The organism is Dechloromonas sp. TW-R-39-2, assembly GCF_016864195.1.
GTDB lineage: Bacteria > Pseudomonadota > Gammaproteobacteria > Burkholderiales > Rhodocyclaceae > Azonexus.
Map to the genome: position 1 here is coordinate 1,738,288 of NZ_CP045202.1, position 26,669 is coordinate 1,764,956.

The window sequence follows — 26,669 nt, forward strand, 5'->3', positions numbered from 1 at the left end:
GCGTGAGTATTCCTGTTCTCAAGTTTGATGCGGTAATCGTTGGCGCCGGTGGTGCCGGTCTGCGTTCCGCAATCCAATTGTCCGAAGCCGGCCTGAAGACCGCCGTGCTGTCGAAGGTTTTCCCGACCCGTTCGCATACCGTTGCGGCGCAGGGTGGTGTTGCTGCCTCTCTGGGCAACTCCGAGGAAGATCACTGGACGTGGCACATGTACGATACCGTCAAGGGTTCCGACTGGCTCGGCGACCAGGACGCGATCGAATTCATGTGCAAGAAGGCTAACGAAGTGGTCGTCGAGCTCGAACACTACGGCATGCCTTTCGACCGTACCGACGACGGCAAGATCTATCAGCGTCCGTTCGGCGGCCACATGTCCAATTTCGGCGAAAAGCCGGTGCGTCGTTCCTGTGCTGCTGCTGACCGTACCGGTCACGCCATGCTGCACGCGATGTATCAGCGCAACGTCAAGGCCAATACCCAATTCTTCGTTGAATGGATGGCGCTCGACCTGATCCGTGACGAAGAAGGTCATGTCCTTGGTGTTACCGCCATGGAAATGGAAACTGGCCAGATCGTGATTTTCCACGCTCGCGCCACGATTTTCGCAACCGGCGGTGCCGGCCGTATCTTCTACTCTTCGACCAATGCCTTTATCAACACCGGTGACGGCCTCGGTATGGCGGCTCGTGCCGGCATCCCGCTCGAAGACATGGAATTCTGGCAGTTCCACCCGACTGGCGTCGCCGGTGCCGGTGTGCTGATTACCGAAGGCGTACGCGGTGAAGGCGGCATCCTGCGTAATAGCAGCAAGGAACGCTTCATGGAGCGCTACGCGCCGAACGCCAAGGATCTGGCTTCGCGTGACGTGGTTTCCCGCGCCATGGCAACCGAAATCAAGGAAGGCCGTGGCTGTGGCGTCAACAAGGACTACGTCCTGCTCGACATCACCCACCTCGACCCCGCGACCATCATGAAGCGCCTGCCGGGTATCCACGAAATCGGCCTGCAGTTCGCCGGTGTCGATTGCCTGAAAGAGCCGCTCCCGGTCGTGCCGACCTGCCACTACCAGATGGGCGGTATTCCGACCCATTACTCCGGTCGTGTCGTAATGCCGCAAGGTGGTGACATGAACGCCGTTGTCCCGGGCTTCTACGCCGGTGGTGAGTGTGCCTGCGCTTCGGTGCACGGCGCCAACCGTCTCGGTACGAACTCGTTGCTCGATCTGCTGGTCTTCGGCAAGTCGGCGGGTGACTCGGCTGTTGAAGATCTCAAGGCTGGCCGCGCTCATCGCGATTTGCCGAAGGATGTTGCCGACAAGACCCTGGCCCGCATTGCAGCGCTGGATAACCGCAAGGGTGGTGCCAACGTGCACGAAACCCGTCTGGCCATGCAGCGCACGATGCAGGATCACGCTGGCGTGTTCCGTTTCGGCGACATGCTGAAGCAGGGCGTCGAGAAGATTCTCGAAGTTGAAAAAGCCGCGCGCAACCTGGAAATCAAGGACAAGTCGCAGGCTTGGAACACGGCCCGGACCGAAGCTCTCGAAATGGAGAACCTGATCGAAGTTGCCAAGGCAACGATGATCTCCGCCGAGGCTCGCAAGGAGTCCCGCGGTGCCCACGTTCGTGACGATGCACCGGATACTGCCGAATTCCCGAATGGCCGTAACGACAAGGAATGGCTGAAGCACACGCTGTTCTCGCCGGTTGATAACTCGATCAGCTACAAGCCGGTCAACATGCAACCCCTGACCGTCGAGCCTGTTGAGCTCAAGACGCGCTCGTACTAATCGGAGTCCAGAATGAGCAAACGCATGGTTCAATTCAGTATCTATCGCTACGATCCGGACAAGGACGACGCGCCGTACATGCAGGACATCTCGGTCGAACTCGAACCGACTGACCGCAAGCTGCTTGATGCGCTGACCAAGCTGAAAGCCAAGGATGATGCGATTTCGTATCGCCGTTCCTGTCGTGAAGGTGTTTGTGGCTCCGATGCCATGAACATCAACGGCAAGAATGGTCTGGCTTGTCTGACCGACATTGACAGCCTGAAACAGCCGATCGTGTTGCGTCCGTTGCCAGGTCTGCCGGTCATTCGCGACCTGATCGTCGATATGACCCAGTTCTTCAAGCAGTACCACTCGATCAAGCCGTACCTGATCAACAACGACCCGGCTCCGGAGCGTGAACGTCTCCAGTCGCCGGAAGATCGTGAAGAGCTGAATGGCTTGTACGAGTGCATCCTGTGTGCCTGCTGCTCGACCTCCTGTCCTTCCTTCTGGTGGAATCCGGACAAGTTCGTCGGCCCGGCCGGCCTGCTGGCTGCTTATCGCTTCATCGCGGATACCCGTGACCAGGCAACCAACGAGCGTCTTGATAACCTCGAAGACCCGTATCGTCTGTTCCGTTGCCACACCATCATGAATTGCGTTGACGTATGTCCGAAGGGTTTGAACCCAACCAAGGCCATCGGCAAGATCAAGGACATGATGGTTCGTCGCGCCGTCTGATGGAACGAAAAGACTATGAGCGCCTGCGTTGGCGTTGCATCCGTCGGGCTTTGCTCGAACTTGATGTAACGCTGACGCGTTTTCTCGATGACGGTTTCGATAAACTGGACGAAGAGGGGCAACGGGCGTTCGTGGCATTAGCCGATATGGAAGACTATGATCTTTGGGATCTCATCACCGGAAAAGCCGAGATTGATGATCCTAGGATTACTTCCATTGTGGCGTTGCTTCGTAAGAGTTGAGTAAGGTGAACGTTCTATCTTTGGAACGTTTACCGCTTTTTTTGGCAGTGCAGTGACTACTAACACCTGTAAAGGGAAGAGACCATGACGACCGAACGCAAGGCAACTTTGACAATCGATGGACAGGCTCCCGTCGATTTCCCGATCATGTCCCCGACGCATGGCAATGACTGCGTCGATATTCGCACCTTGGGCGCCAAGACCGGCTTGTTTACCTACGACTCCGGTTTCCTTTCTACCGCCAGCTGCAAATCCAGAATCACCTTTATCGATGGTGACAAGGGCGAGTTGCTGTACCGTGGCTATCCAATCGAGCAACTGGCAGAAAACTGCAACTTCCTTGAAGTGACGTATCTGCTCAAGAACGGCGAACTGCCGAACGCCAAGCAGAAAAGCGATTTCGAAAGCACGATCAAGAATCACACGATGGTGCATGAGCAACTGTCCAAGTTCTTCTCCGGCTTCCGTCGCGATGCTCACCCGATGGCCGTGATGACTGGTGTGGTCGGTGCGCTGTCCGCTTTCTACCACGATGCAATGGACTTTTCTGACGCCGAGCACCGTAACGTCAGCTTCAATCGCCTGGTTGCCAAGCTGCCGACGATCGTTGCCATGGCTTATAAATACAACACGGGTGCGCCGTTCATGTATCCGGACAATGAGTTGAGCTATACCGCCAACTTCATGCGCATGATGTTCGGTAACCCGTGCGAAAAGTACGTTCCGAATCCGGTTCTGGTCCGTGCCCTTGACACCATTTTCACGTTGCATGCCGACCACGAACAAAATGCGTCGACTTCGACGGTTCGTCTGGCTGGCTCTTCGGGTGCCAATCCGTTTGCCTGTATCGCTGCTGGTATCGCCTGTCTGTGGGGCCCGGCACACGGCGGCGCCAACGAGGCATGCCTGCAGATGCTGGAAGAAATCGGCGACGTTTCTCGCGTTCCCGAGTTCATCGCTCGTGCCAAGGATAAGAACGACTCCTTCAAGCTGATGGGCTTCGGTCACCGCGTCTACAAGAACTTCGACCCGCGCGCTACGCTGATGCGCAAGGTGTGTAATGAAGTTCTGGCTGAACTGGGTCTGGAAAATGATCGCCTGTTCAAGCTGGCCATGGAACTTGAGCGCATCGCTCTGGAAGATCCGTACTTCGTCGAGAAGAAGCTTTACCCGAACGTCGACTTCTACTCTGGTATCGTTCAGAAGGCGATTGGTATCCCGACGGAAATGTTCACCTGTATCTTCGCCCTGGCTCGCACCGTGGGCTGGATGACGCAGTGGGAAGAAATGATTTCCGATCCGGAATACAAGATCGGTCGTCCGCGTCAGCTCTACATTGGCGCTGCCAAGCGCGATGTAGTGCCGCTTGCCCAACGCGGCTGAGAATCAAGATTGGGCGGCCGTGGGGCCGCCCTTTTTTTACCCGTGGAGCGTGACGCTTCGCAACCCGCAGCTACAGAGAAAGACAATACCCTCAAGGGGACGCCTATGACTACGATGAATCACCTGTTCGACAGCACGATGTTCTTCGGCGGCAATGCGCCGTTTGTTGAAGAGCTGTACGAAACCTATCTTGATAATCCGACTGCCGTGCCTGATGAATGGCGCGACTACTTTGATCGCCTGGCCCAGATGCCAGGCTTTGTTGCTCGTGATGTGGCGCATGCGCCTGTCATCGCCGCCTTTGCCGAGCTGGGCAAGGATGGCGGTTTCCGTCCGGCCGCAACGAGCAGTGCCAGCGACAACAAGAAGCAATCTGCAGTAGGTCAGCTGGTTACGGCCTACCGTTCAATCGGAACTCGCTGGGCCGATCTTGACCCGCTCAAGCGCCTGGCCCGGCCGAAGATCGAAGAACTCGAACTTTCGTTTTATGGCTTTACCGATTCCGATCTCAACCAGAAATTCAGCACCGGCTCACTGAAGGGCGTGCCTGAAACAGCTTCTCTGGGCGACATCATGGAAACGCTGAAACAGACCTATTGTGGTTCTGTCGGCGTTGAATACATGTACATGAGCGAGTACAGCGAAAAACGCTGGCTCCAGGAACGTCTCGAAACCATCCGCTCGCGTCCTTCCTACTCTGCTGATCAGAAAAAGCGTCTGCTGGAGCGGTTGACCGCAGCAGAGACGCTTGAGCGTTACCTGCATACCAAGTATGTCGGTCAGAAGCGTTTCTCCCTCGAAGGCGGCGAGTCGTTGATCGTGGCGATGGATGAAACTATTCGTTCCGGCGGCAACTGCGGCATCGATGAAATCGTTATCGGCATGGCCCACCGCGGTCGTCTGAACGTGCTGGTCAACACGCTGGGCAAGGCACCGTCCATGCTGTTCTCCGAATTTGAAGGCAAGAAAAAGAGCGATCTTTCGGCCGGCGACGTTAAGTACCACATGGGCTTCTCGTCCGACGTGTCGACGCCGCAAGGTCCTTGCCACCTGACGCTGGCTTTCAACCCGTCGCACCTCGAAATCGTCAACCCGGTGGTTGAAGGTTCGGTCTATGCACGTCAGGTTCGTCGTGGCGAAGGCAGCAAGTCCAAGGTTCTCCCGGTTATCATCCACGGCGACTCCGCTGTTGCCGGCCAGGGTGTGAACCAGGAAATGATCAACTTCGCGCAAACCCGCGGCTACGGCACGGGCGGCACGCTGCATATCGTTGTGAACAACCAGATCGGCTTCACGACCAGCGACCCGCGCGACTATCGTTCCGGCCACTACTGTACCGACATCTTCAAGATGGCCGATGCACCGATCTTCCACGTCAATGGTGACGATCCGGAAGCCGTTGCGCTGGTTACCCAGATTGCGGTCGAATTCCGTCAGCAGTTCAAGAAGGATGTCGTGATCGACATCGTCTGCTTCCGCAAGCTCGGCCACAACGAGCAGGACGAGCCGATGGTCACCCAGCCGTTGATGTACAAGAAAATTGCACAGCACCCGGGTACCCGCAAGGTTTACGGCGACAAGCTGATCGCCGAAGGTGTTCTGCCGGCCGATGGTCCGGATCAGATGATCAAGGAATATCGCGAACATCTTGATAAGGGCGAACTGCTGTACAACCCGGTTCTGGCTGGCTACAAGCACCCGAACATGATTGACTGGACGCCGTTCCTGACCAAGACCTATATCGAAAATTGCGATACCAAGGTTCCGGCCAAGGAATTGAAGCGTCTGGCCGAGCGTCTGACCACGCTGCCGGAAGGTTTCACGCTGCATTCCCGTGTCAAGAAGATCGTTGAAGATCGTGCGGCAATGGGTGATGGCAAGCTGCCAGTCGACTGGGGCATGGCTGAAAATCTGGCCTATGCATCGCTGCTGGTTTCCGGCTACGGCGTTCGCATTTCCGGTGAAGACGTCGGTCGCGGTACCTTCTTCCACCGCCATGCAGCTTTCCACGACCAGAATCGTGAAAACTGGGATGTCGGCACTTTCCATCCGCTGAAAAACCTGCAGGAAAAGCAGGCCGGCTTCCAGTGCTACGACTCTGTGCTGTCCGAAGAAGCGGTTCTCGCCTTCGACTACGGCTACGCTACGGCCAACCCGTACGAACTCGTGGTCTGGGAAGGTCAGTTCGGCGACTTCGCCAACGGTGCCCAGGTCGTGATCGACCAGTTCATCGCTTCCGGCGAAGCCAAGTGGGGTCGCGCCTGTGGTCTGGTCATGCTGCTGCCGCATGGTTACGAAGGTCAGGGTCCGGAGCACTCTTCCGCCCGCCTCGAACGCTACATGCAGGCTTGTGCCGAAATGAACATGGAAGTTTGCGTACCGTCCAACGCATCCCAGGTTTTCCACATGCTGCGCCGTCAGGCCGTTCGCATGCAGCGCAAGCCGTTGATCGTCATGACACCGAAGTCCCTGCTTCGCCACAAGGATGCAGCCTGTTCGCTCGACGAACTGGCCAATGGCGAATTCAAGCAGGTCATTGGTGAAATCGACGACCTCGATGCCAAAAAAGTTACCCGTGTTGTCCTGTGTTCCGGCAAGGTCTACTACGACCTGCTGGCCGCCCGTCGCGAGAAGAAAATCGCCAACATTGCCATCGTCCGCGTTGAGCAGCTCTACCCCTTCCCGAAGGATCATCTCGAGAAGGAACTGGCCAAGTACCCGAAGGCGACCGAAATCGTCTGGTGCCAGGAAGAGCCGCGTAACCAGGGCGCCTGGTACTGGATTGCTTCGCGCCACCATCTGGATACCCAGATCAGTGGCAAGCAGAAGATGCTGCTGGTCTCGCGTCCGGCATCGTCCTCGCCTGCAGTGGGCTATCTGGCCAAGCACAACGAGCAACAAAAAGCACTGATCGAGTCCGCACTGGGCAAGATCGAGTACTAATAACTAGAGCAGAGTGGAGTCACCATGAGCATTATTGAAGTCCAAGTTCCCCAGCTTTCCGAGTCCGTTGCCGAAGGCACCCTCGCATCCTGGAAAAAGAAAATCGGCGAAGCCGTTGCTCGCGACGAAATCCTGATTGATATCGAAACCGACAAGGTCGTTCTGGAAGTGCCATCCCCGGCTGCCGGCGTGCTGGTCGAGATCGTCAAGGGCGACGGTGAAACCGTTGTCTCCGGCGAACTGATCGCCCGTATCGACACCGAAGCCAAGGCTGGCGCTGCTGCTCCGGCAGCCGAAGCACCGAAGGCTGCTGCCGCTGCTCCGGCACCGGTTGCCGCCGCTGCTGCTCCGGCAGGTACGGCCAGCCCGTCGGCGCGCAAGATCCTTGACGAAAAGGGTGTTGCTGCTGCTGATGTTGCCGGCTCCGGTCGTGGTGGCCGCGTCACCAAGGAAGATGCCGTTGCTGCCGCGCCGAAGGCTGGTCCGGTTGCTGCACCGGCTGCCGCCAAGGCTGCCATGCCGACGCCGCCGGTTGCTGTTGCCCTGGGCGACCGTACCGAACAGCGCGTGCCGATGTCCCGTCTGCGTGCCCGTATCGCCGAGCGTCTGCTGCAATCCCAGCAAACCAACGCCATTCTGACCACGTTCAACGAAGTGAACATGGGTCCGATGATGGCGCTGCGCAAGCAGTACGGCGAGAAGTTCGAAAAGGCGCACGGTGTCCGCCTCGGCTTCATGGGCTTCTTCGTCAAGGCCGCTTGTGCTGCCCTGCAGAAGTTCCCGGTCCTCAACGCATCGGTTGATGGCAACGACATTGTCTATCACGGTTACATCGACATCGGTATTGCCGTCGGTTCGCCGCGTGGCCTGGTTGTGCCGATCATCCGCAATGCTGATCAGATGAGCATCGCCGAAATCGAAAAGAAGATTGCCGAATTCGGCGCCAAGGCCAAGGATGGCAAGCTGTCCATCGAAGACCTGACCGGCGGTACCTTCTCGATCTCGAATGGCGGCATCTTCGGTTCGATGATGTCCACCCCGATCATCAATCCGCCGCAATCCGCGATCCTCGGCATTCACGCCACCAAGGACCGCGCCATGGTTGAAAACGGTCAAGTGGTCGTGCGCCCGATGAACTATCTGGCCATGTCCTACGACCACCGCATCATCGACGGCCGCGAAGCCGTTCTTGGTCTGGTGACCATGAAGGAAGCTCTGGAAGATCCTTCCCGTCTGCTCCTCGGCGTCTAATTGACGTTTGCCGGCGCCAGTTCCCCAATAACGGGGGCTGGCGCTTTTGCACATCTGAATTCTGAAAGGTTGTCACATGTCCAAGCAATTTGACGTGCTCGTTATCGGTGGTGGTCCTGGCGGTTACGTGGCTGCGATTCGCGCCTCCCAGCTCGGCTTCTCCGCTGCATGCTGCGAATCCAACCCTTATGCCGACCCGAAGGGTGAGCCGCGCCTCGGCGGCACTTGCCTGAATGTGGGCTGTATTCCGTCCAAGGCGCTGCTCCACACCTCGCACCTGTTCGAAGAAGCCGGCCACAGCTTTGCTGCCCAAGGTATCAAGGTTTCCGCCCCGAGCATCGATGTACCGGTCATGAAGGGCCGCAAGGATACGGTCGTCACCCAGTTGACTGCCGGTATCAAGGGCCTGTTCAAGAAGAACAAGGTCACCATGCTGGCTGGCCACGGTTCTTTCGTCGCCAAGGAAGGCGAGTTCTGGAAGGTCAAGGTTGGTGCTGAAGAAGTGCTGGCCAAGCAAGTCATCGTCGCAACCGGCTCCAAGGCCCGTCACTTGCCGAATGTCCCGGTCGACCAGAAAATCGTCATGGATAACGAAGGTGCCCTGAACCAGGAATCCGTGCCGAAAAAGCTGGCCATTATCGGTGCCGGCGTGATCGGTCTGGAAATGGGCTCGGTCTGGCGTCGTGTTGGTGCTGAAGTCACCATCCTCGAAGCCATGCCGGACTTCCTCGCCGCAGCCGATCAGGATGTTGCCAAGGAAGCCGCCAAGCTGTTCGCCAAGCAGGGTCTGAACATCCAGACCGGTGTCAAGATCGGCGACATCAAGGTCACCAAGAAGGGCGTTTCCATCGCTTACGAAAGCAAGGATGGCAAAGCCGAGAAGCTCGATGCCGATCGTCTGATCGTTTCCATCGGTCGTACCCCGAACACCGATGGCCTGAACGCCGATGCGGTTGGCCTGAAGCTGGATGCCCGTGGTTTTGTCGAAGTCGACGGCCACTGCAAGACCAACTTGCCGGGCGTCTGGGCTGTCGGCGACGTGGTCCGTGGTCCGATGCTGGCCCACAAGGCGATGGAAGAAGCCGTGATGGTTGCCGAATTGATGGCTGGCCAGGCCGGTCACTGCAACTTCGATACCATTCCCTGGGTCATCTACACCTCGCCGGAAATTGCCTGGGTCGGCAAGACCGAGCAGCAGCTCAAGGCTGATGGCGTGGCCTACAAGGTCGGCAAAATCCCGTTCATGGCCAACGGCCGTGCGCTGGGTATGGGCGACACCTCCGGCTTCGTCAAGATGCTGGCTTGCGCCCAGACCGATCGCATTCTCGGTGTGCACATCATCGGTGCCAATGCATCCGAGCTGATTTCCGAAGCCGTCGTGGCGATGGAGTTCGGTGGTGCTTCCGAAGACCTGGCTCGCATCTGTCACGCTCACCCGACGCTGTCGGAAGCGGTGCACGAAGCAGCCCTGGCTTGCGACAAGCGTCCGCTGCATTTCTGACCCAGCCTGGGTAGAGACCTCAAGAGCCCTTTCCGGGCTCTTTTTTTTTGATGACAATATCTGCATACTCGGTTTTCGTGCCGTTCAAGACCCTGTGGAGTATTCATGCAATGTAACGACGACAGTATTGCTTTCCTCGATGATGATGAAGATGTGCAAGCGGCTGGCAGTACCTTGGGGGTCTGGCGGCTACTGATCGTTGATGATGATGAAGATGTCCACCAGGCCACCGAATTCGCTTTGCGCGATGTGGAAATTCTCGGCCGCCGCCTTGAGTTCTTGCACGCCCGGAGCAGCAATGAGGCCATCAGCGTCCTGCGCCAGACCGAGCGGGTTGCGGTGGTCTTGCTTGATGTGGTGATGGAGTCCGAAGATGCCGGCCTGAAAGCCATCGGGCGTATCCGGAATGAACTGGGCCTGCTCAATTTGCGGATCATTCTGCGGACCGGACAGCCGGGCTATGCGCCGGAGCTTGAGGCGATCAGTTCATACGACATCAACGATTACAAGACCAAGTCGGAATTGACCCGCAACAAGCTGTTCACCGCAGTAACGGCGGCAGTTCGCTCCTACGACCAGATTGAACGCCTGGATGCCAGCCGGCGTGGCCTGGAACTGATTATCGATGGGGCCAATCGCTTTATTGCCGAGCAGGGTTTGCAGGCTTTTGCGGCCGGTGTCATAACCCAGATTGCCGCCTTGCTGGGCGTTCCTCCCGAGGGCGTGATGTGCGTCTGCGCTGCGCCTGGTGCGGACAGTCAAACCCCGATCGGTCAGAAGTGCACGGTTCTGGCTGCGGCCGGACGTTATCAGGAATATATCAATCAGCATGTTGCTGCACTTGAAAATCACGAGCTTTGCGACATTCTGGACACCTGCCTCAGCGAGCAGTGCCACCATGCCACGGAGCGCGGCCTGGCCTTGTATTTCCCCGGGCGGCAAGGGCGGAATTTTGCTGCTTATGTCGAGTCCGGGCAGAGCATTCATGAGCCGGATCGGCATTTGCTCGAAGTGTTTTGCGCCAACATCGCCATTTGCGGCGATAACGTCGATCTGGTCGAGCGCTTACGCCAAACTGCCTATGTCGATGGATTGACCTCGCTGCCCAACCGTGCCGCACAAATCGAGGCACTTGATGCCGGTGGGCTGCAGGGCGCCGTGTTGGCACTGATCGATATCGACCAGTTTTCTGAAACGATCGATGCCTTCGGCTACCGTTTCGGCGACTTGCAGTTGCAGGCGATCGGCCGACGCTTGCGTGCGGCAATGCCGCCGGATGTCTATTTGGCCCGGGTGGGGGGCGATGTCTTCAGCCTGTGCGGCGGTCAAGACGTCGTTAATCCACCGTTGCTGCGTGAAATTCTCGCCGATACTTTCGATAGTGAGCTTGGGCCGCAATCGATTTCCTTCTCGCTGGGCTTCGTACATGTTGCCGACGCCGGCGTCAGTGGTGCCGATCTCTTGCGCAATGCCGCCATCGCGCTCAAGCGAGCCAAGGTCGATGGACCGGGCAACGAGGCCTATTACACGGCCGAAGTGGCAATCCAGACACGCGAGCGCGTCCGCCTGCTGCAAAATTTGCGGCAGGCTTTTGATAGCCGCCGTCTTTTCGTTGTTTACCAGCCCCAACTCGGTTTACCGGAGGGCAAAATCATCGGCGTCGAAGCCTTGTTGCGCTGGCGTAATGATGAAGGGCAGTTTGTCCCCCCGGATCAGTTCATTCCGGTGGCAGAGCATTCTGGTCTGATTATCGGTGTTGGCGCCTGGGTCTTGCGTACCGCCTTGCAGGCACAGCAAAAGTTTCTTGCCCAGGGATTCAGGCTGCGCATGGCCGTTAATGTTTCGGCCATCCAGTTTCGTCACCCGGGCTTCCTGGGCATGCTCGAAGAGGCGATTGCCGAGTCGGGTATCGAGCCATCGGCGCTGGAACTCGAAATTACCGAGTCGGTTGCGATGTACGGCTGGGGGCAAGTGCAGGAGCGCTTGCAGGCGATCAAGGATATGGGAGTTTCGGTGGCGATCGATGATTTCGGTACGGGCTTCTCGTCGCTCAGTTACCTGGATCGCCTGCCGGCCGACTGTCTCAAAATCGACCGCAGCTTCATTTCTTCTCTCGATGCTTCAGAGTCCGGTGCGCGAATTGCCGAAATGGTCATTCAATTGGGCAAGCGCCTTGGCATGCGCGTGCTGGCCGAAGGGGTTGAGCAGGTCGAGCAATTGAACACGCTGATTGATCTCGGTTGCGACGAAGCCCAAGGCTGGTATTACGCCAAGGGCATGCCAGAGGATGAATTGCTTGACTGGTTGAGCCAGCAGTCACGTTGAAGGTTTCCGTGTTTAACGCTGTTCGTAAGATAATCGAAGCTTCGACCCGCCGCTGGCGGGGCGCTGACAGAGAAAAATTGATTTCATGCCGCATAAAAAATTAAATGTTTCGGCTCAGGGCATGATCGATGCCTACGAAGCCTTGCTCGACATGCGGGGTTATGTTGCAGACGCTGCCCAGATGGCTGCTGCAACTGCCTTGCAGAATCTTTACGGAAATCTGCTTTCTTTCAAGGTCGACCGCAGCAGTACGTTCAAGCGTTTGCTGTCCCCCCCAAAGCCACCCAAAGGGGTCTATTTCTGGGGCGGCGTCGGGCGCGGCAAGAGTTTCCTGATGGATTGCTTTTATGAATCCGTGCCATATCGCCGCAAGAAGCGGATTCACTTCCATGCCTTTATGCAGCAGATTCATCGCGACCTGGAACAATACAAGGGCGAGGTTGATCCCGTCGTCAAGGTGGCCGAGCAAATATCGCGCGAGGCCCGTCTGCTTTGCTTCGACGAGTTTCATGTTTCCGATATCGCCGATGCGATGATCCTGGGGCGCTTGATGGAAGGTTTGTTCCGGCATGGCGTGATTGTCGTCATGACCTCGAACTATCCGCCGGACATGCTTTACCCGAACGGTTTGCACCGTGAAAGCTTCTTGCCGACCATCGCCTTGCTCAACAAACATCTCGATGTCTTCGAGGTCGAAGCCGGCATTGATTACCGCTTGCGGGCGCTGGAACAAGTCGAGATTTATCATCACCCGGCTGATCAGGCCGCAGAAGCCAAGATGCTCGATTATTTCCGCATGGTGGCCGGTGAAGAGGGCAAGAAAGGCGGTACCGTTGAAATTCTCGGCCGCCAGGTCGAAACCCTGCGCCGCGGACATGGCGTCATCTGGTTCGATTTTCGGACATTGTGCGGCGGGCCGCGCTCGCAGAATGACTATCTCGAAATTGCCCGGGGTTACCACACCGTGCTGCTTTCGCACATTCCGAAAATGACCCAGCACCAGGCTTCCGAAGCCCGGCGCTTTACCTGGCTGGTGGACGTTTTTTACGATCACAAGGTCAAGCTCATCGCGACCGCCGACTGTGCGCCTGAATTGCTGTACACCGAAGGGACGCAAGCCAGCGAGTTCGCCCGGACAGTCAGCCGCCTGACCGAGATGCACTCCCGCGAGTACCTGGCTTTGCCGCACATTACGTCTGCCTGAGGATGGCTCGATGAAATCCATGCTGAAAATGCTGTCGACCGCGCTACTCCCTCTGGTCTTTGCCTTGTGGACCGGACTGGTTGCGGCACAACAGGTGGAAATCATCGAACTGCGTCATAAAACGCTCGACCAGGTGTTGCCGGCCTTGCTGCCGCTGGTGGAGCCGGGCGGAACGCTGAATGGCATGAACAACCAGCTTTTCCTGCGTGCTTCGCCGCGCAACCGGGCGGATATCAAGCGTGTGCTGGCGGCAATCGATACACCGACGCGGCGTTTGATCATCCGGATCAGCCTGAATCGGGAAAGCGAAGGCAAGTCGCGGGGGGGCGAAGCCAGCGGCCAGATCGTGCTTGGCAGTACGCGGCGCAGCCAGGCCGATGCCCGCGTCTGGGACACACGCAGTCTGCGCGATGAAAAAGCCGGTCAGATGGTGCAGACGGTGGAGGGCAGCCCGGCATTCATTCAAGTGGGCCAGTCCCTCGCCATTCCGATGCGTCAGATGGTGGTCGGGCCGGGCGGGGCGATGGTGACAGACAGTGTCGTCTATCAGGATGTCAGCCGTGGTTTCTACGCGGTGCCGCGGCTCAATGGCGAGCGCGTCACGCTGGAACTGAGCCAGCAATCGGACAGTGTGGCGGCGCAAGGTCGGGGTAATATCAACACCCAGCGCCTGTCGACCACGCTTTCCGGACGACTCGGCGAATGGATTGAAGTGGGCGGCACAGGTCGCCAGGCAAGTGGTTATCAGAGCGGAACGCTGAGTCTTTCAACGAGTGATGTCCGCGAAAATCGCTCAATCTGGTTGATGGTAGAGGAAGTTGAATGAGCGAATTGAAACGACATATCGGGCAGCAGGTTGCGTTGGCTACGGCGGGGTTCTGCGCTGCTTTGGCCTTACCGGCTTTTGGCTTGTTCATCTGGCTGTGGTGGGAGCGTGGCCTGGCTGATACCTGGGTGCCCAGTGCATTGGCCACGGTTGGTTTTCTCGGCGCTTGCGCTGTCGTGCTATACGTTATCAGCCGGCCGCAGCCGCCCCTGCCCGAAGAAGATGTTGCGGTCGACGGCTGAGCAGGAAGAAAATCGATTCGTGGCCCCGGCAACCCGCAAGGATGTCGGGCGATGAATCGACATAGTTGAAGTGGCGTTGTACTGACCGAGAGGCGTGCCCCATGAGTGATGTGACGGATTCCCCGCTGCTTCAGAAGGCCAGAGCCTTCGAGTATGCCAATGAGGCATTGTTCATCACCGATGCCGCCAACAGTATCATCGCGGTCAACCGGGCTTTTACGCGCATGACCGGCTATGCACCGCACGATGTGATTGGTCAGAATCCGCGAGTACTGGCTTCCGGCCAAACTTCGCCGGATGTCTATTACGACATGTGGCTGGCCCTTGAAAAAAACGATTTCTGGCAAGGCGAGGTCTGGGATCGGCGGCGTGACGGTTCAACTTACCCGAAACATCTGACCATCTCGGTGGTTCGCAATGCGGCCCATGAAGTTGAAAATTATGTTGCCAGTTTTTCGGATATTACCGAGCGCAAGCAGGCCGCCGACCGGATGTTTCATCTGGCTCACCACGATGGATTGACTGGCTTGCTCAATCGCACCGCCCTTGAAGTCCAGCTGCAAAATGCCCTGGTCTACGCGCAGCGGGAGAAGCATCAGGTTGGCGTACTGCTGATCGATCTGGATAATTTCAAGCAGGTGAACGACACGCTGGGCCACCATGTTGGCGATCATCTGCTGCTCCAGGTTGGCCGGCGTCTCAAGGATTGTGTGCGGGCGAATGACCCGGTGGCCCGTCTCGGTGGTGATGAGTTCATCGTGGTGCTGCAGGATATTGAAAGCGCCATGTCGGTCGGAGCGATTGCCAGCAAGATCCAGCGCAGCCTGGCCGATGCTTATCAGGTCGATGAATACACGCTCTATGCGACGCCGAGCATAGGCGTCAGTCTTTATCCGATCGATGGCAGCGATCCGGATGTGCTGATCAAGAACGCCGATTCGGCGATGTATCACGCCAAGGCGCAGGGGCGGAACAATTTCAAGTTCTTCGCCGCCAGCATGAACGCTGCTGCACATGAGCGGCTCAAGCTGGAAAATGCCCTGCGCAGCGCACTGGAAGGCATCAACAGCAATCAGGATTCGCAATTCGAGCTTTATTTCCAACCGCAAATACATATTTCCAGCGGAAAGATTACCGGCCTGGAGGCGCTGGCCCGTTGGTCGCACCCCGAATTAGGCCCCATTCCGCCGACACGCTTCATCCAGATCGCCGAAGAAACCGGTCTGATCCAACCGCTCGGCGACTGGGTTTTCTGGGAGGCCTGCCGCCGTCTCAAGGAATTCAAGGAAGCTGGCGTGACCAACATGCGTGTCGCGGTCAACCTGTCGACACAGCAACTTCGCCACGACAATCTGCCGGTCGTCGTGCGTGGGGCGCTGGCTTGCTACGACCTTCTGCCGGAAGAGCTGGAGCTCGAAATTACCGAAAGCACGGCGATGCAGAATCCGGCGGCAACGATTGCGATTCTCGAACAACTCAAGGACATGGGCATCGTTCTTGCGGTCGACGACTTCGGGACAGGATATTCGTCGCTCTCTTATCTCAAGCATTTGCCGATTCATCGCCTCAAGCTGGACCGGACGTTCGTCAAGGACATCGATACCAGCCGGGAGGATGCCGCGATCTGTTCTGCGACCATCGTCCTGGCCCACAGCCTGGGGCTTGATCTGGTCGCCGAAGGCGTAGAAACCACCGCCCAGCGCGATTACCTGCAAAATCTCGGTTGCGACCTGTTTCAGGGCTTCTTGTACAGCAAGCCACTGCCGGCCGATCAACTGCTTCCCTTCATCCGTGAGTGGAATGCACGGATCGAAGGAATGCAGGCATAAGCCGTTTTTACGGCCAGAAAAAACCCGGCGCAAGGCCGGGTTTTTGATCGGGACAAGGTGTAATCAGGCGGCGTTCAGCGCCTGATCCAGATCGGCGATCAAGTCGTCGATATGCTCGATGCCGACAGACAAACGGATCATGTCTTCAGAGACACCGGCCTTGGCCATTTCAGCCGGCGAGAGCTGGCGGTGAGTGGTCGATGCCGGATGGCAGGCCAGCGTCTTGCAATCACCGATATTGACCAGGCGGGTGACCAGTTTCAGCGCATCCTGGAACTTGCCGCCACCTTCGATACCACTGCAGTTGGTGCCCTTGACGCCGAAGTTGAGAATGCCGGAAGCGCGACCGCCCATGTACTTCTGGACCAGCGCATGGTCCTTGTGGTCGGGCAGGCCGGCATAGTTGACCCAGCTGACCTTCGGGTGGCTCTTCAGGAAATTGGCGATTTTCAGCGAATTTTCGCAGATCCGGTCCATGCGCAGTGCCAGGGTTTCGATGCCTTGCAGGATCAGGAAAGCATTGAACGGGGCGATGGCAGCGCCCATGTTGCGCAGCGGCACGACGCGGGCGCGGCCGATGTAGGCTGCGGCGCCGAGGGCTTCGGTATAGACCACCCCGTGATAGGAAACGTCCGGCTCGTTGAGGCGCTTGAACTTTGTCTTGTGCTCGGCCCACGGGAACTTGCCGCTATCGACGATGATGCCACCGAGGCTGTTGCCGTGGCCGCCGAGGTACTTGGTCAGCGCGTGCACGACGATGTCGGCACCGTGCTCGAAGGGGCGGCACAGGTAGGGCGACGGTACGGTGTTGTCGACGATGACCGGCACGCCGTGCTTATGGGCGATTTCAGCCAGCTTTTCGAAGTCGGTGACATTGCCCAGCGGGTTGCCGACCGATTCGCAAAAAACGGCCTTGGTCTTGCTGTCGATCAGTTTTTCAAAGGCGGCCGGATCGTTGAAATCGGCGAAACGCACTTCGATGCCGTACTGCGGAAAGGTGTGGGCGAACAGGTTGTAGGTGCCGCCGTAAAGTGTGCTCGACGAAATGATGTTGTCGCCGGCTTCGGCGATCGTCTGGATCGAGGCGGTGATTGCCGCCATGCCGGAGGCCATGGCCAGCGCGGCAATGCCACCTTCCATCGCGGCGACGCGCTTTTCGAGCACGTCCTGCGTCGGGTTCATGATCCGGGTGTAGATGTTGCCGGCGACCTTCAGGTCGAACAGGTCGGCACCGTGCTGGGTGCTGTCGAAAGCGTAGGACGTGGTCTGGTAAATCGGCACTGCCACGGCCTTGGTGGTCGGGTCCGGCGAGTAGCCGCCATGAACGGCAAGTGTTTCGATCTTCATGCGTGGTCTCTCTTTGTTTTAGGTCGGTAAAAAAGCAAGTCTAGCAGGCGTCGACCGCAGCGTGTTGGCGATCAAGGCGTTTGTCATTCGGCTGTGTTGCGGCGTGCCGGGCGAATCAGGAAGCGACCCGGATCGACGGCATTGACCAGATCGTTCTCCAGCGGCAACGGCGCACCTTCGATCTGGCTGACCAGCAAATCGGCCATCAAGGCTGACCACACGATGCCGCGTGCGCCGAAGCCCTGGACGCACCACAGGCCGGGATGGCGCGGCAGGTTGTGCAGGCGGGTATTGCTGCCAGCAGCCACCGGCAGCGGTACTGGGCCGACGATGGGCATGCGGTCCGGCGACATCGGGCGGAAACCGACGCGGCCATGCAGCGTTGCCGGATCGATGCCGGCAGCAAAGCCGGGCAGCATCAGGTTGAGGCGAGCCAGGTTTTCCTGGTGATCGGTCGGCCGTTCGTCTTTGAATTCATCGTCGTAGGAGAGTGTTGCGCCGGCCAGTTGAACGCCATCAACTTCGGGCATGGCGTAGCCGAGCTTGGTCAACACAACATCGAGGCCGGGCGTCGTGCCGGCTGGTAGATGGCTGACCTGACCACGCGCCGAAACCTGCGGCAGCCACGAAAACTGGCTGAAGCGCGGGGCAGCGATGCCGCTGGCCATGACTACAAGTGGTGCCTCGGCAAGGGTTTCGCCATCCTCGGCGAGTGCCTGCCAAACCGATTCTGTCCTGTTCAGGCGGTCGACCGCAGCATTGCAGCGCAGTGTGATGCGCTCCGGGAACGCGGCCAGCGCGGCGGCGCAGAGTGACGGTGGCTGGACCCAGCCGCCACCCGGAAACAACCAGCCGCCGGTATCGACCGGCCAACCGAGTTTCTGGCTGGCCGCTTCGCGCTCGATGAACTGGATGACTTCGGCCGGGAAACCGAGCGCTTCGACGGTTCGCTTCTGAAGTGCTTCGTGTTCGGCTTCGCGTCCGAGATGCAGCACGCCGCAAGGCGACCAACGCGCTTCGGGCAGTTGGGCGAGCAGGGCGCGTATCGCCAGATAGCCGGCGCGGGTCAGGCGGGAGAGCCGGTTGTCGTCGGCGCTGGGCAGTGGGCGCAGCATGCCGGCAATATTGCCCGATGCACCATCACCGGCGTTGGCCCGGCTTTCCAGCACCGTCACCTGCCAGCCGGCTGCCGCCAGCCGATGTGCCGTGGTGCTGCCGGCGATGCCGGCGCCAATGACAATGGCTCGACGGTCGGTCGGGCATGGATAGCGGTCGGGGCGGCGTGAGCGCAGGTGGCCGACCAGCATTTGGCGCTTGCCGGTAAAACCAGCTTGCTTGCGGACTTCGAATTCGGCGTCGCTCAAGGCTTGGCGGACATGGCCGGCAACGCTCCAGGTGGCCAGTGTGGCACCCGGAGCAGCGAGACGTGACAAGCCTTTGCAGAATTCCGGCGACCACATCTCGGGGTTTTTGGGGGGCGAAAAACCGTCGAGGAAAAAGGCATCGACCGAGGCGTCGACCGCGCGAATCTGCTGTGTGGCATCGCCGAAAATCAGGGTCAGCGTAACCTGGCCGCCATCCAGATGAATGCGGTGCGTACCGGGTACCAGCGCTGGCCAGTGACGGCGCAATTCATCGGCCAGATCGGAAAACTCGCGCCACGAGTGGTGGATGGTCGCAAGATCATCGAGCCGGAAGGGATGCTTTTCGAAAGAAACGAAATGTAGACGACGGCAACGTTGCGGATCGTCGCGCCAGGCGTGCCAGGTGGCGAGGAAATTCAGGCCAGTGCCGAAGCCGGTTTCCAGGATGACAAAGCGGTCGCGCCCTTGCCAGCGCTGCGGCAGTTGGTTGCCGGCGATGAAAATCTGCCGGGCTTGTGCCGGGCCGCCGAGTGCCGAGTGATAAACATCGTCGTAGGCCGCCGAATAAGGCGTGTCGTAAGACGACAGTTCGAAACGGGCAGGTTGGAGCGGAGTCACTAATGCAGCAGGGATTTGCCGGGATGGGTGCTTTGCGAGACGGCGGTGTGGTAATCGAGTGCCAGATTCCAGTCGGCCTTCTCACTGGCGGCTCGCAGCATCGAACACAGTACTTGCAGGATGCCGGCGGTCAGCTTGAGCTTGAAGCTGCGTTCGCGGCCTTCGGCCATGGTCAGCAGGGCAGCGCCTTCACCGTTTTCGCGCAGGAAGGCTTCGCTGGCGAGCAGCGGCTCCTTGCCCAGCGGATAGTTCACGTTGTCTTCGCGAAAAGGTTGCTCGAAACTCATCTGTTCGCCTGGCTCGCTGGTGTCGACCGAGGTGACGGGCGCGGCTGTGTTGGCCAGATGCCCGGCCAGCATGGCGGTCAAGTGCGGCCATAGTTCGCGCAGATAGCGCCGCGTGAAGTAGATGCGATACTCCTCGCTGTCCTGCGTTGAAACGCGGAGGAGGAGTCGATCCTGCACACTGTTGTTGGTGACCTGCAATTGTAATGTCGGCATTTCAGTCGATCCCACGCAGTACGTCGACCAGAATCAGTACCCGGCGAATGCCCTTTTTCGACCAGCGCTGGAAGCAGCCGGCGATGCCCGACAAGGTGCCGAGCAGTGGCAGTGCCCGGTGGATGACTTGCTTGATTTCCGGGTCGGGATTGGCCGTGAAATAACGGCCAAGCAATTCGGGCAGCAGGCGACGGGATTCGGCTTCATCCACCGGGCCGGCCAGCGAGATCGAGTTGAGGAAAAGAACGAGGTCGGCAGCCTGTGCCACGGTCAACGGCAGGAATTCGCCAAAATTCTCTTCAAAGTCGATGCGGTAGCTCAGGCCGTCCTGCTGCGTGATGTTCTTGATCTGGGCACCACCGTGCCATTGGCCGGCTTTGTGAAATTCGCCAAGTTCGGTGGCCAGACGGGACAATTCGCCACGCCAGGCGTCGGCAGTCCATTTTTCGAGCAGCGTCGCGACAACCGTGCCGCAAAATTCAAGGACGAAAAATTCAGGCGTGACCAAGGCCACGCGTGGTACGCGAACGCCTGCTGCCGCCAGCGATTGCAGACGGCGCGCCTCGAAGTCCATGCCGTTGGCCGCTTGCGACAGCGCCAGTGTGCGCATCGGCAGCGGCTGGCCGGTCAACCGCTTGACCAGCCAGCGCATGAACAGTGTCTGCGCCAGCTTGCGCGGCTTCTCGGCCAGTTTTTTGACCACATAACGCTGCCCCTCAAACTCGAAAACGAGGGCGCGGCTGTGATGGGTTGTCAAAGCCGTCCGGGCGGCGGCTTCGAGGGCTTGAGGGTTTTCGTTCATAGAAGCCCGATACGTGAGCGAGCGCAGGCGAGACAAGGCGCAAGCGACCGCAGCATAGCTGCGCTATGCAAGGTCGTTTGTAACGCCGTATCGCCAAGCGCAGCCACGTATCATTCCGGACGCATCGAGGGGAACAGGATCACGTCACGAATCGCCGGGCTGTCGGTCAGCAGCATGATCAGGCGATCGATGCCGATGCCGCAGCCGCCGGTCGGCGGCAGGCCATATTCGAGGGCGCGGATGAAGTCGGCGTCGTAGTACATCGCTTCTTCATCGCCGGCATCCTTGGCCTTCATCTGCTCCTGGAAGCGGGCGGCCTGATCTTCGGCATCGTTCAGCTCGGAGAAGCCGTTGGCGATTTCGCGGCCGACGATGAACAGTTCGAAACGCTCGGTGATTTCCGGGTTGCTGTCGGAGGCACGGGCCAGCGGGCTGACTTCGACCGGGTAGTCGATGATGAAGGTCGGTTCCCAGCACTGGGCTTCGGCACAGGCTTCGAACAACTGCAGTTGCAGGCTGCCGAGGCCGCCCGGCTTGACCTTCTCGCCGAAGGCATTGATCTTGGTCTTGAGGAATTCGGCGTCGGCCAGTTGAGCATCGGTAAAGGACGGCTGTTCGCGCTGGATGGCCTGGCAGATGGTCAGGCGATGGAAAGGCTTGGAGAGGTCGAGTTCGCGGCCCTGATAAACGAACACTTCCTTGCCCAGCGCTTCACGGGCGGCGTGGCGCAGCAGGCCTTCGGTGAAGTCCATCAGCGTGTGGTAGTTGGCATACGCCTCGTAGAATTCCATCATCGTGAATTCGGGATTGTGGCGCGGGCTCAAACCTTCGTTGCGGAAGTTGCGGTTGATCTCGAAAACCTTTTCGAAACCGCCGACCACCAGGCGCTTTAGGTAGAGTTCCGGTGCGATGCGCAGGAACTGCTGCATGTCGAGCGCGTTGTGATGCGTGACAAAAGGCTTGGCCGCAGCACCGCCGGGAATCGGATGCATCATCGGCGTTTCGACTTCCATGAAGCCGTGGCCGGTCATGTAGTTGCGGATCGACGAAACGATGGCTGAACGGGCGCGGAAGGTGAAGCGCGTTTCCTCGTTCATGATCAGGTCGACATAACGCTGGCGGTACTTCAGTTCCTGGTCGGACAGGCCGTGGAACTTGTCCGGCAGCGGGCGCAGCGACTTGGTCAGCAGGCGGATTTCGGCGGCCTGGATCGACAGTTCGCCGGTCTTGGTCTTCATCAACGTGCCGACGACACCGAGGATGTCGCCCAGGTCCCAGCCTTTGAAAGCAGCGTAGGCTTCCTCACCGACCTTGTCGCGTGCGACATAAATCTGGATACGGCCGGAAACGTCCTGCAGTGTGGCAAAGGAAGCCTTGCCCATGACGCGCTTGAGCATCATGCGGCCGGCAACACGGACTTCGATCGGCATGCCTTCGAGCTCTTCAGCCGTTTTCTCGTCGTAACCCTCGTGCAATTTGGCAGCGGTATTTTCACGCTGGAAATCGTTCGGGAAGGCTTGACCGGTCTTGCGCCATTCGGCCAGCTTGGCGCGACGCTCGGCGATGAGCTGGTTTTCGTCTTGCTGGACCGGGGCTTGCTGTTCGGCGTTGGACATGAAGAATCCTTGGAAAATGGGGGTTGCTGCGGTCGACCGCGTAAAACCCTGAATTTTCGCCGATTTTGCCTTCAAGCGACAAGCGTTGGTCGTCATTTATGCAAAAGGATTGCGGTGGAGGGGCGTGTTTGAGTGCTATATTGTGACGAATTCGTGGCGGGGGGCCGCGCAGTGAATATTCTTCTGGTCGACAACACACCGCTGTACCGCGATATCGTGCAACAGGCACTCGGTCGCTACCGCGGGATCAATCTGGTTTTTGCCGCTTCGGTCGAGGCTGCCCTGAAGCAGGCTGCGACACTGGATTTCCTGTTCTACATTCTTTCCTGGCAACTGTCCGATGGTGGCGGTGTCGAGTTGGCGCGCCGGTTGCGCGAGTCTGGGCAGGCGCCGGTTGAACCGATCGTCTTGCTGACCGCCAGCCCCAGTGCCGAATTGGCCCAGGAAGCCATGCTTGCCGGCGTTACCGAGCTGTTCCGCAAGCAGGATGTCGATGAACTGATTACCTTCATGCGACATTTCCTCGAAGTTCACCAGCCCATGCGCTGTCGTGTACTTTACGTCGAGGATGCCCGCGACCAGCGCGAATACCTCGATACCCAATTGCGCGACTGGGGCATGACTGTCGATGCCTATTCATCGGCCGATGAAGCATGGCTTGCCTTCCAGCAAAACGAATACGATCTGGTCTTGTGCGATATCTGTCTCGGCGGCCACATGACCGGCGCCCGCTTGATCAACCGTATCCGCCGTCTGGCCATGCCGCGCGGCGGCACGTCGATTCTGGCCGTGACCGCCTTTGACAATCCGGCGCGCCGGATTGAGCTGTTTCACCTCGGGATTGACGATTACGTCCTGAAACCGATTTCGCCTCCCGAATTACGCGCCCGCCTGCATAACCTGCTATCCCGCAAACGTGCCACCGAGCGTAGCCAGCATCTGCTTGAAGCGACGGCATTGGGCGTGACGGTGATTGACGAGCAGGGCTTGATCCAGTCGATGGATGCCAATGCCTCGGGCATGTTTGCCTGGCCGGAAGTGCGCGATGGTGGCATGCCGCTGGCGCGCTTGCTTGAAGATCGGGATGGCGTGGCCATTGCCGACCAGTTGTTGCGGCAACTGCTGGATGCGGGGCGTTTGAGCAAGTTGCGACTGACGGCTCGCTGCGGTGACGGAAAAGCACTGCCGATCGAATTGTCCTCGCTGGAAATCGAAGCGGCCAACGGTGCCCGCCAGTTTGCCTTGCTGACTCGTGATATCAGCAAGGAACTTGAACTGGCCGCCTACCTGACACAGGCCAAGGAAGCTGCCGAGCGGGCGGGGCGGATGAAGGCCGAGTTCCTGGCCAACATGAGTCATGAAATTCGTACGCCGCTCAATGCCATCATCGGCATGGCCCATATCCTGAAGCGACACGGTCTGTCTGCCGAACAGGCTGACCGGGTCGACAAGATCGACAGTGCCGGTCAGCATCTGCTCGGCATCATCAGCGACGTGCTCGATCTCTCCAAGATCGAGGCCGGGAAGCTGGGGCTGGAGTCGATTCCGGTCTCGATCGGCAGTATCGCCAGTAATGTGGCTTCAATGGTTTATGAACGTGCGGCCGCCAAGGGGGTGCGTCTGCACGTCGAGAGCGAGCCTTTGCCCAAGCACTTGATGGGCGATCCGACCCGCTTGACCCAGGCGCTGCTCAACTATGTCTCGAATGCGGTGAAATTTACCGAACAGGGCGTGATCAGTTTGCGTACCCGGATCGAGCACGAGACCGAGGACGGCATGACGGTGCGCTTTGAAGTCAGCGATACCGGCATCGGCATCGAAACGGCACAGCTTGAACATATTTTCGATGCTTTTCAGCAGGCCGACAGTTCGACGACCCGAAAATTCGGCGGTACCGGACTGGGTTTGGCCATTACCCGCCAACTGGCACAGTTGATGGGGGGCGAAGCGGGCGTTGCCAGCGTGGTCGGGCAGGGCAGCACGTTCTGGTTTACCGCCAGCCTGAAACGCGGCCAGGGCTTGGGATCATTGCTTGAAAACACTCAGCCCGGCGGGGCCGAGCGTGTGCTGATGCAGCGTTACCAGGGTGCCAGGTTGCTGGTCGTTGAGGATGATTTCATCAACCGTGAAGTTGCCCTCGAACTGCTGGCCGATTTCGGGTTTTCGATTGACGTGGCGGAGGATGGTCTTGCGGCAATCGCCCAGGCCGGACAAACGGGTTACGACCTGATCCTGATGGACATGCAGATGCCGAACATGGATGGGCTTGAAGCAACCCGCCATCTGCGGACTTTGCCAACCTGTCTTGAAGTCCCGATCATCGCGATGACGGCCAACGCTTTTTCTGAGGATAGGCTGCGTTGCTTCGATGCCGGCATGAACGATTTTGTGACCAAGCCGATTAATCCTGGCGAGTTTTACGAAACCATTCTGCGCTGGTTGTCGCTCGGCAAATTTCAGCCAGCTTGAGTACCGTTGTAGTAAATTGCCAGCCAGATAGTGGTCTGGTCTGGTGGTGTCCAGTCCACGCGGTGCCGGCAGTGCGGGGCGAGGTTGATGAAGTCTCCCGCCTTGAGGTGTCGTGCCTGTGGCTCATCGGCCAGGCGCAGACGGGCTTCACCCTGCAGCAGTAAAACCCATTCGCCTTCAGGTTGGTTGTACCAGAAACCGGGCGGGCTGCTCTGTCCGTTTGAAACAATGCGTTCGATGCGCAACGCCGGGTTGCGCAAAAGCTCGCTGAATTGCTCGTCGACCGCAGCGGTCGACGGCAATCCAGCAAACAGGTTGTCGATCACACGCCCTGCTTGAGGCTGGCCTCGATGAAGGGGTCGAGATCACCGTCGAGCACGGCTTGCGTGTTGCCGGTTTCGTGGTTGGTGCGCAAATCCTTGATGCGGCTCTGGTCGAGCACGTAGGAACGAATCTGGTGGCCCCAGCCGATGTCGGACTTGGCGTCTTCCAGCTTCTGCTGCTCGGCCTGCTGCTTGCGCAGCTCGAACTCGTAGAGGCGGGCGCGCAGCATCTGCCAGGCTTCGTCGCGGTTGCGGTGCTGCGAACGGTCGTTCTGGCACTGCACGACGATGCCGGTTGGGACGTGGGTCAGACGCACAGCCGAGTCGGTCTTGTTGATGTGCTGACCACCGGCGCCGGAGGCACGGTAGGTATCGGTGCGCACATCAGCCGGGTTGATCGCGATTTCGATCGAGTCGTCGACTTCCGGGAAGACGAACACCGAGGTGAAGCTGGTGTGGCGGCGCGCGTTGGAGTCGAACGGCGACTTGCGCACCAGGCGGTGGATGCCGGTTTCGGTGCGCAGCGTGCCGTAGGCGTAATCGCCGGTGAATTTGACGGTGGCGCTTTTCAAGCCGGCGACGTCGCCTTCGGATTCTTCCATGACTTCCACGGTGAACCCTTTTTTCTCGCCATATTTCAAATACATGCGCAGCAACATCGAGGCCCAGTCCTGGGCTTCGGTACCGCCGGCGCCGGCCTGGATTTCCAGGAAGCAGGGCATCGGATCGGACGGGTTGTTGAACATGCGGCGGAATTCGAGGGCGGCGAGCTTGGTTTCCAGCTCGGCGTTGTCGGCCTCGACGGCGAGCAGGGTGTCGTCATCGCCGTCTTCCTTGCCCATGGCGAACAGTTCGCGGCCATCGCCCACGCCGTTATCGACGGCTTCGAGGACGAGCACGATGTCTTCCAGCGTTTTCTTTTCCTTGCCCAGTTCCTGAGCGTATTTCGGATCGTCCCAGATCTTGGGATCTTCCATTTCCTTGTTCAGGAGGGTCAGGCGTTCGCGCTTGTGATCGTAGTCAAAGATACCTCCGCAGCTCGGCGGCGCGCTGCGCCAGGTCGTCGAGCTTGTTGGAGATACTGTTGATGTGTTCGGCTTCCATGATCTGTTCTCGTGATACGTAGCAAAAACGCAATTATAGCGGTTACGCCAGTCCTTTATCGCAGCCTGCTTGTCTTGGGCATCGGATCGCACCTGATTGGTGCCGCGCAGTGCATTTCATTGGGCGAGCAAGCGCTTGCTGGGCAAATGATTTTCTTTGCTTGAATAAATTTGTTTCTTAATTTCAATGACTTGGTTTGTTTTTCATGATCTGGCAAGGGAGTTGCTTATATGGTCACATTTTCGTGACTGTGTGAGTGCTTTGTGATCG

General features: G+C 58.6%; 20 protein-coding genes. 13 read left to right on the forward strand and 7 right to left on the reverse strand.

The genetic code is table 11. From position 1 onward, the window contains the following. Positions 1 to 2 precede the first annotated feature (2 nt). The 12 genes from sdhA (at position 3) to GBK02_RS08370 (ending at position 16,256) form a co-directional block, all read left to right on the forward strand. Entirely contained in the window at positions 3 to 1,787 is a 1,785-nt protein-coding gene (gene sdhA / locus GBK02_RS08315) for a succinate dehydrogenase flavoprotein subunit (RefSeq protein WP_203466221.1), read from the forward strand. Positions 1,788 to 1,799: 12 nt separating this feature from the next. Beyond that, positions 1,800 to 2,510 carry a succinate dehydrogenase iron-sulfur subunit gene (locus GBK02_RS08320; RefSeq protein ID WP_066882612.1) on the forward strand — a complete coding sequence of 237 codons (711 nt, stop codon included), beginning with the start codon at positions 1,800 to 1,802 and terminating at the stop codon, positions 2,508 to 2,510. Beyond that, complete coding sequence (locus GBK02_RS08325) at positions 2,510 to 2,752, forward strand: succinate dehydrogenase assembly factor 2 (RefSeq protein ID WP_203466222.1); 243 nt, start codon at positions 2,510 to 2,512, stop codon at positions 2,750 to 2,752. Before GBK02_RS08320 ends, GBK02_RS08325 begins: the two co-directional genes overlap by 1 nt. A gap of 84 nt (positions 2,753 to 2,836) precedes the next feature. Further along, positions 2,837 to 4,135, forward strand: coding sequence for a citrate synthase (gene gltA / locus GBK02_RS08330; protein ID WP_203466223.1), 1,299 nt, complete (start codon positions 2,837 to 2,839; stop codon positions 4,133 to 4,135). Between the two features lie 105 nt (positions 4,136 to 4,240). Continuing rightward, complete coding sequence (locus GBK02_RS08335) at positions 4,241 to 7,078, forward strand: 2-oxoglutarate dehydrogenase E1 component (RefSeq protein WP_203466224.1); 2,838 nt, start codon at positions 4,241 to 4,243, stop codon at positions 7,076 to 7,078. Between the two features lie 24 nt (positions 7,079 to 7,102). After that, positions 7,103 to 8,329 (forward strand): 2-oxoglutarate dehydrogenase complex dihydrolipoyllysine-residue succinyltransferase, encoded by a 1,227-nt coding sequence (odhB, locus tag GBK02_RS08340; protein ID WP_203466225.1) that lies wholly within the window; start codon positions 7,103 to 7,105, stop codon positions 8,327 to 8,329. A gap of 76 nt (positions 8,330 to 8,405) precedes the next feature. Then, positions 8,406 to 9,830 (forward strand): dihydrolipoyl dehydrogenase, encoded by a 1,425-nt coding sequence (gene lpdA, locus GBK02_RS08345; RefSeq protein WP_203466226.1) that lies wholly within the window; start codon positions 8,406 to 8,408, stop codon positions 9,828 to 9,830. A gap of 105 nt (positions 9,831 to 9,935) precedes the next feature. Beyond that, on the forward strand, positions 9,936 to 12,155 hold the full coding sequence (locus GBK02_RS08350) for an EAL domain-containing protein (protein WP_203466227.1): 2,220 nt from the start codon (positions 9,936 to 9,938) through the stop codon (positions 12,153 to 12,155). A gap of 85 nt (positions 12,156 to 12,240) precedes the next feature. Further along, positions 12,241 to 13,359, forward strand: a complete 1,119-nt coding sequence (gene zapE / locus GBK02_RS08355; protein ID WP_203466228.1) for a cell division protein ZapE — start codon at positions 12,241 to 12,243, stop codon at positions 13,357 to 13,359. Between the two features lie 10 nt (positions 13,360 to 13,369). Continuing rightward, a complete protein-coding gene (locus GBK02_RS08360; RefSeq protein WP_203466229.1) occupies positions 13,370 to 14,185 on the forward strand; it encodes a hypothetical protein in 816 nt (271 codons plus the stop codon). Continuing rightward, the gene (locus GBK02_RS08365; RefSeq protein WP_203466230.1) at positions 14,182 to 14,427 is read left to right on the forward strand and encodes a hypothetical protein; all 246 of its coding nucleotides are present in this window, start codon (positions 14,182 to 14,184) and stop codon (positions 14,425 to 14,427) included. The genes GBK02_RS08360 and GBK02_RS08365 overlap by 4 nt, the downstream gene beginning before the upstream one ends. A 101-nt stretch (positions 14,428 to 14,528) precedes the next feature. Further along, entirely contained in the window at positions 14,529 to 16,256 is a 1,728-nt protein-coding gene (locus tag GBK02_RS08370) for a bifunctional diguanylate cyclase/phosphodiesterase (RefSeq protein WP_203466231.1), read from the forward strand. 63 nt (positions 16,257 to 16,319) lie between these two features. Here the strand turns inward: GBK02_RS08370 and GBK02_RS08375 are convergent, their stop codons facing one another. The 5 genes from GBK02_RS08375 to lysS all read right to left on the reverse strand — a co-directional run bounded on the left by GBK02_RS08375 (position 16,320) and on the right by lysS (position 22,503). Beyond that, entirely contained in the window at positions 16,320 to 17,603 is a 1,284-nt protein-coding gene (locus GBK02_RS08375) for an O-acetylhomoserine aminocarboxypropyltransferase/cysteine synthase family protein (protein WP_203466232.1), read from the reverse strand. A gap of 83 nt (positions 17,604 to 17,686) precedes the next feature. Beyond that, complete coding sequence (mnmC, locus tag GBK02_RS08380) at positions 17,687 to 19,585, reverse strand: bifunctional tRNA (5-methylaminomethyl-2-thiouridine)(34)-methyltransferase MnmD/FAD-dependent 5-carboxymethylaminomethyl-2-thiouridine(34) oxidoreductase MnmC (protein ID WP_203466233.1); 1,899 nt, start codon at positions 19,583 to 19,585, stop codon at positions 17,687 to 17,689. Beyond that, a complete protein-coding gene (locus tag GBK02_RS08385) occupies positions 19,585 to 20,085 on the reverse strand; it encodes a hypothetical protein (RefSeq protein ID WP_203466234.1) in 501 nt (166 codons plus the stop codon). The genes mnmC and GBK02_RS08385 overlap by 1 nt, the downstream gene beginning before the upstream one ends. A 1-nt stretch (position 20,086) precedes the next feature. Continuing rightward, positions 20,087 to 20,887, reverse strand: a complete 801-nt coding sequence (locus tag GBK02_RS08390; RefSeq protein WP_203466235.1) for a hypothetical protein — start codon at positions 20,885 to 20,887, stop codon at positions 20,087 to 20,089. A 110-nt stretch (positions 20,888 to 20,997) separates the two neighbouring features. Continuing rightward, positions 20,998 to 22,503: a lysine--tRNA ligase gene (lysS, locus tag GBK02_RS08395; RefSeq protein WP_203466236.1), complete on the reverse strand. Its 1,506-nt coding sequence runs from the start codon at positions 22,501 to 22,503 to the stop codon at positions 20,998 to 21,000. A 171-nt stretch (positions 22,504 to 22,674) separates the two neighbouring features. Here lysS and GBK02_RS08400 point away from each other — a divergent pair, with 171 nt between their 5' ends. Beyond that, positions 22,675 to 24,972: a response regulator gene (locus GBK02_RS08400; protein WP_203466237.1), complete on the forward strand. Its 2,298-nt coding sequence runs from the start codon at positions 22,675 to 22,677 to the stop codon at positions 24,970 to 24,972. Here GBK02_RS08400 and GBK02_RS08405 read toward each other — a convergent pair. Next, positions 24,960 to 25,298 (reverse strand): cupin, encoded by a 339-nt coding sequence (locus tag GBK02_RS08405; RefSeq protein ID WP_203466238.1) that lies wholly within the window; start codon positions 25,296 to 25,298, stop codon positions 24,960 to 24,962. The genes GBK02_RS08400 and GBK02_RS08405 overlap by 13 nt on opposite strands. Next, a protein-coding gene (prfB, locus tag GBK02_RS08410) for a peptide chain release factor 2 (RefSeq protein ID WP_203466239.1) occupies positions 25,295 to 26,399 on the reverse strand; the annotation gives its coding sequence in 2 pieces (ribosomal slippage) (positions 25,295 to 26,317 and positions 26,319 to 26,399; 1,104 coding nt in all). Before prfB ends, GBK02_RS08405 begins: the two co-directional genes overlap by 4 nt. Positions 26,400 to 26,669 lie beyond the last annotated feature (270 nt).

Bases quoted from the DNA above. Each gene is read 5' to 3' on its own strand.
- GBK02_RS08365 (WP_203466230.1), top strand. From the start codon at position 14,182: ATGAGCGAATTGAAACGACATATCGGGCAGCAGGTTGCGTTGGCTACG.
- GBK02_RS08375 (WP_203466232.1), bottom strand. From the start codon at position 17,603: ATGAAGATCGAAACACTTGCCGTTCATGGCGGCTACTCGCCGGACCCG.
- GBK02_RS08370 (WP_203466231.1), top strand. From the start codon at position 14,529: ATGAGTGATGTGACGGATTCCCCGCTGCTTCAGAAGGCCAGAGCCTTC.
- GBK02_RS08390 (WP_203466235.1), bottom strand. From the start codon at position 20,887: ATGAACGAAAACCCTCAAGCCCTCGAAGCCGCCGCCCGGACGGCTTTG.
- GBK02_RS08335 (WP_203466224.1), top strand. From the start codon at position 4,241: ATGACTACGATGAATCACCTGTTCGACAGCACGATGTTCTTCGGCGGC.
- GBK02_RS08320 (WP_066882612.1), top strand. From the start codon at position 1,800: ATGAGCAAACGCATGGTTCAATTCAGTATCTATCGCTACGATCCGGAC.
- zapE (WP_203466228.1), top strand. From the start codon at position 12,241: ATGCCGCATAAAAAATTAAATGTTTCGGCTCAGGGCATGATCGATGCC.
- odhB (WP_203466225.1), top strand. From the start codon at position 7,103: ATGAGCATTATTGAAGTCCAAGTTCCCCAGCTTTCCGAGTCCGTTGCC.
- GBK02_RS08385 (WP_203466234.1), bottom strand. From the start codon at position 20,085: ATGCCGACATTACAATTGCAGGTCACCAACAACAGTGTGCAGGATCGA.
- GBK02_RS08350 (WP_203466227.1), top strand. From the start codon at position 9,936: ATGCAATGTAACGACGACAGTATTGCTTTCCTCGATGATGATGAAGAT.
- gltA (WP_203466223.1), top strand. From the start codon at position 2,837: ATGACGACCGAACGCAAGGCAACTTTGACAATCGATGGACAGGCTCCC.
- lysS (WP_203466236.1), bottom strand. From the start codon at position 22,503: ATGTCCAACGCCGAACAGCAAGCCCCGGTCCAGCAAGACGAAAACCAG.
- lpdA (WP_203466226.1), top strand. From the start codon at position 8,406: ATGTCCAAGCAATTTGACGTGCTCGTTATCGGTGGTGGTCCTGGCGGT.
- GBK02_RS08360 (WP_203466229.1), top strand. From the start codon at position 13,370: ATGAAATCCATGCTGAAAATGCTGTCGACCGCGCTACTCCCTCTGGTC.
- GBK02_RS08325 (WP_203466222.1), top strand. From the start codon at position 2,510: ATGGAACGAAAAGACTATGAGCGCCTGCGTTGGCGTTGCATCCGTCGG.